2 protein-coding genes are annotated in these 4,773 nt (G+C 41.4%); both read right to left on the bottom strand.

The features are described from left to right. Nucleotides 1-610: 610 nt before the first annotated feature. Nucleotides 611-2,281 carry a GH39 family glycosyl hydrolase gene (locus AC1DND_RS19940; RefSeq protein ID WP_477584287.1) on the bottom strand — a complete coding sequence of 557 codons (1,671 nt, stop codon included), beginning with the start codon at nt 2,279-2,281 and terminating at the stop codon, nt 611-613. A gap of 75 nt (nt 2,282-2,356) precedes the next feature. Next, a partial coding sequence (locus tag AC1DND_RS19935) for a DUF4982 domain-containing protein (RefSeq protein WP_477584285.1) occupies nt 2,357-4,773 on the bottom strand: 2,417 nt, incomplete at its 5' end.

Below are 4,773 nucleotides of genomic sequence, written 5' to 3'. Positions count from 1 at the left end.
GAATCCTGAAGATAAGGTATCTGGTTTTCTTTTTAAAGATTTGGAAGTAACTACAAAAACACCTTTTCTGAAAAACAGGTATCAGGATGTTAAAATTGAGAACGTAATGGTAAATGGAGCACCTTTGGTCGTTAAACCTTAATCTAACACTTATTCTTAAGTTAATGATATTGGGCTTCGAAGTTAAACGATTGAGGTGACAGATTGCAAAGAACGGTCGTCATTCCCGCGCAGGCGGGAATCTTAATGCAACATATAAACCTAGCTAAAACGTTAAGATTATTCATAAGTTTTCTTTTTATTCATAGGCATTCATGAGCACTCCGTGGTTCCCAATCAAGTTGGGAATGACGATCCACCTGTAACTGCCATTTCCTTATCCCCGGTCTGTGTCCTCACAGAACGAAAAAATTATATTTAGGTGGTCTGTGGAGACACAGACCACGGCAACTTTTATTATTGCTTGCGCTCGTTTCCAAACGAGCGCATAAATAGCATTACGATTTACATCGTTATAAATGATTGTTTTGTTCGGTGAGCCGCCGACCAAGAGAAAAATACTTCTTTATTTTCCTGCTTTCAGTGTTTCCGTGGCAAAAAAAGCTAAATGCTACCAATCCAATTTCAACAAAGCTACTCCTTGTCTGGCTAATTCCATTTCAAAAGCACCACCCGTGGTGTCAAATTTTCTGGGTTTACCAATCATTTTAAGCTGGCCTGATTTTTCTAATGCTGCAATTTGTTTCGCATCTGGATTTTGGGGTGAACCCATTTTTTTCCATTCTGAATAAGAATTGCTATTTTCGGTATCAATGCGATATTCTTTGACAGTTATCATTTTTACAGGCAATTTATTCAACAAGATGGAAACAACATCTTTTGAATCCGCTTTATCCTCATCATGGTAATTCCATAACATAACAGCAGCGGTTTTCTCGGCTTTAGTGGCTAAAACACCTATGTCTGTTTGTGGTTTTCTGATGCTCGAATCTAAAATAGAATTTAAATTGTACATGCGGTTACTTGTGGCCTCAACACGGTTCCCTTTCATCTGGCCAAACATCCTGAATACATTTAAAACAGGTTTATCAACGCCATTGGTGGCTAAATCCCTAAAACCTGCAAACCAAGGCTGGTTTTCAAATTCGAACGACCAGGTAACAGCGCCCAACAGGTTGATTTTATATTTATCTGTAAGTTCGTAAAGCCGGGCAAAAGAGGCTGCGGTATAGCTCGAATACATGGTGCCGTTTCGGTAGGCATTTTCAGGATTGGTACTCATGCCACAGGCTGCACAGCCTTCAGGATCGGATTCGCCGATAATTACAGGGATATTTTTAAGTTGAGGGTATTTACTGATGATCTTATAATTTCCATCAATATTGCGGAGCTGTGCCCTTACATTCATCACTACGGTTCCATTAACCACCCTTGGCGAGCCTTTAGCATGAAAAAGAACAGCATCTAAAGGCGAACCGATTTTGCCCGTTACATAATTGGTATCGTTTAAACAATGTTTGATAAAGGCATCCAGGTACTTCGTTCCACCGCCTGTTACGTTGGCACCACCAATTTTCGCGGTAGGTAGGGCACGTTTTAGTCCATCGGCAGCGTAATCGTAAAGTTTAAAGAATTCGGCCTGTGTACCTTTCCAATAAGCGCCATCAGGCTCGTTCCACACTTCCCAGTACCAGCTTTCTACCTCAGCCTTGCCATATCGTGCTACACAATGTTTTACCCATTCGTAAACCAAATTGCCCCACTTTTTGTAATCTTTTGGCGGATAGGCCCAGCCGGTTAAAATTTCATCATACCGGGCGCCAGGCTTCCATTTGTGTTGATAAGGTTGAGGTTTGGTTGAAAGTGCCTCAGGCATAAAGCCTATTTGAGCCAAAGGTTTCATGCCTCTTTTTACGTAAGTATCGAAAATCTGATCAACAATTTTCCAGTTGTAAACCGGATTACCTTTGGCATCTTCAGTATAGGCATTCGTCGATCCCCATTTTAAAGCAGGAGTGCCATCGCCAGAGGTTAGCAAGTTATGCGCACGTACGTATACCGGAACCGGACTTAATTTAGAAATCTCGGTCAATAACTTCTGTCCATCTTTCATGTAGGTGTAATTCGGCTCATCGTAGCCAAACCAGGCCCAAATGGGTTTCATTGGTGCTATATTCTTGTCGAAATTAACCTCGATGCTGGCTTTAGACTGCGCATTAACCGTATGGATGAAAGCGGTTAAGCTAAAGAGTAGGAGGTAAGCTTTTTTGAATGTTTTCATATCGTGTTTTTTATTTTGGTCAAGACTTCCGAAGTTTACCCTGGCATATGGCCTGGCAAAACTTCGGAAGTCTGCTTATGGCTGCTCGTAAATTTCGGCTTCAATAATACTTAAACCACCTTTTAGTTTGGTTTCTGCACGGTCAACACCATCATCAAGTTTTTTACCATTTACCTCTACGCCAATATATGAGTTTTCTTTTTCTTTTCCTGAACCCATTAACTGTATGGTAACTGTTTTTCCTTTTGCTGGCTTGCAGTTTGCAGTAAAATAACCCAGGCTAGGTTTGCTATTGCCTTCGAAAACTACTTTTCCATCAACCAGGATCCTTAATGGATAAATTTTGGTTCTAAAACCATTCAATTTTAGCGAGACTGCTGATACTGTACTTTCTTTTGCTAAAGTATATTTGATCCATGCGGTAGCGATCTTTCCATCGTTTACCCAATCGCTCAATTCATTATCATCGAAGCTTAAATTGGCTTTATCGCTATTGGCGCCAGCCTCGGTAGCAATAATTTTAATCGATTTACGGGAAATTGTGTATGATGGATCAAGCGGTGTTGCGCCTTTGCTTAAATTCGGTTTCAAACCATCGCTTGGTAGTTGGTTAGATAATCCCTGAGTAGTATTAACCGGTAAAGTTTCGAATGAAAGGCTTGCAGGCCGTAAGTCTTCTGCTTTTGCGGTTAAATTAATTTTTCCGGCAGTAGTTGTCGATCTGATGAGCACTCTGTTTACCCCATTTTCTACTGGCAGGTCTTTAGCCAAAATATAATTATCTGGCCCCTGGGCTAAGCCTCCACGCCATTCGGCTGGGCCATCTAAACTAAATTTGATCATATTTGAAGCCGTAGGGCAACGGTTTCCATCCTGATCTGTTACTTCAACCTGTACCAATACCACATCGGCACCATCAGCCTTAAAACCGCTTGGGTTTTTCATTGCAGTAAGTTTTAATCCTACTGGTTTGCCTGCCGTTTTTAATTGTGTTTCTGCCAGTTTTTTTCCTGCTGAAGAATAAGAAATAGCCTTTATTGTGCCTGACTGGTAAGTTATGTTTTTAAAAGTGAACAGAAAACCATTACTTTTTTCACCAAAACCAAGCGATTTATTGTTCAAGATCAGCTCTACCTTGTCGCCACTGGCCACCACATACACATTCTTCTTAACGCCAGCTTTGTAGTTCCAGTGCCCGATTAAGTGGATGCCAGTTTTTTTTGCATCAACCCAACCATCCCACATTACTTTGTGTGCAAAAAAGGCATCTTTAGGAATGCGCATCGCATCCACTTCGCCACTTCTGCGGTAGTTTTCTTCGCCGCGGTGGTGGGTATTCGAATCAGAAAATATAATGTTTACCCCACCAGAACTTACCCTGGTTCCTGTTCCGGGGCGTTCTTCGTAATATTCGTTCCAACGGATTACATCTTCAATGGCAAAAGAATCCTGGTTGCGGTTATAATCGCTGGCATCGGCATCTTTGTATTTCGGACCTGCGCCATTTACATGGAAGGGAGGGGAGAACTCATCCCAATACTTCCGTAGGGCTTCATCTCTCGAATATTCCATAGACCATACTGGTTTGGTTGCGCTTTTATTGATGTACAACATTTCGCCACCATATTCGGCTTCAGGGATATCAAGCATTTCTCTCGATCCGATTGCTCTGCCTCCATTTGGGTCGTAAAGATTTCTAATCTCTTTCATTTCCTGCATGTGCGCTGCACTGATCGATTCGTTTCCACATTCGTAAAAAACGATACTCGGGTTGTTGCGGTTGTAAATAATCGCATCTGTCATTACCGCTTTTCGCTGATCCCAACGGGTTCCGGTAACATCTTTTTCCGAATCTCCGGCAGGCATGGCTTGGATCAAACCTACACGGTCGCAAGATTCTATATCCTGTTTCCATGGCGTAATGTGCATCCAGCGTACCAAATTGGCATTACTTTCTACCATGAGTTGATTGCTGTAATCGCTTAGCCAGGGTGGTACTGATAAGCCGATTGCCGGCCACTCGTTACTGCTGCGTTGGGCATAACCCTTCATCATCAATACACGATCGTTCAAATAAACCATCCCGTTTTTAAATGCTGTTTTTCTAAATCCGGTTTTGGTGCTCAGCTCATCGATAGTCTTGCCTTCAGATTTTAATCTTGAAGTAACCGTGTATAAGTAGCCGTAGCCCCAGCTCCAAAAATTTAAGCCGGTTACCAATGCTTCGGCTTTTAAGGTCAACATATCACCAGCTTTAATATTGGTTTCTGCGGATTTAAAGGTTTTAACTATTTTTCCATCAAGGTCTTTAAGTTCTACCTCATAAACCAGTTTTTTATCTGTTTCACTTTCATTTTTGACCTGCGATTCAGAAACCACTAAAGCTGATTTACCTTTAATATTAAAAGCTTTAGCGTAACAGTAGTTACCAGTAGTTTTTAAAGTAGAATAAAGTGGAAGTGTTTGATATACATTACCGGTAACATGCAAGC

Source organism: Pedobacter sp. 01N416, from assembly GCF_056399685.1.
This window is presented reverse-complemented; position numbering and strand designations above follow the sequence as displayed.

Coding starts and splice junctions, on each gene's coding strand:
- AC1DND_RS19940 (WP_477584287.1), bottom strand. CDS start 2,281: ATGAAAACATTCAAAAAAGCTTACCTCCTACTCTTTAGCTTAACCGCT.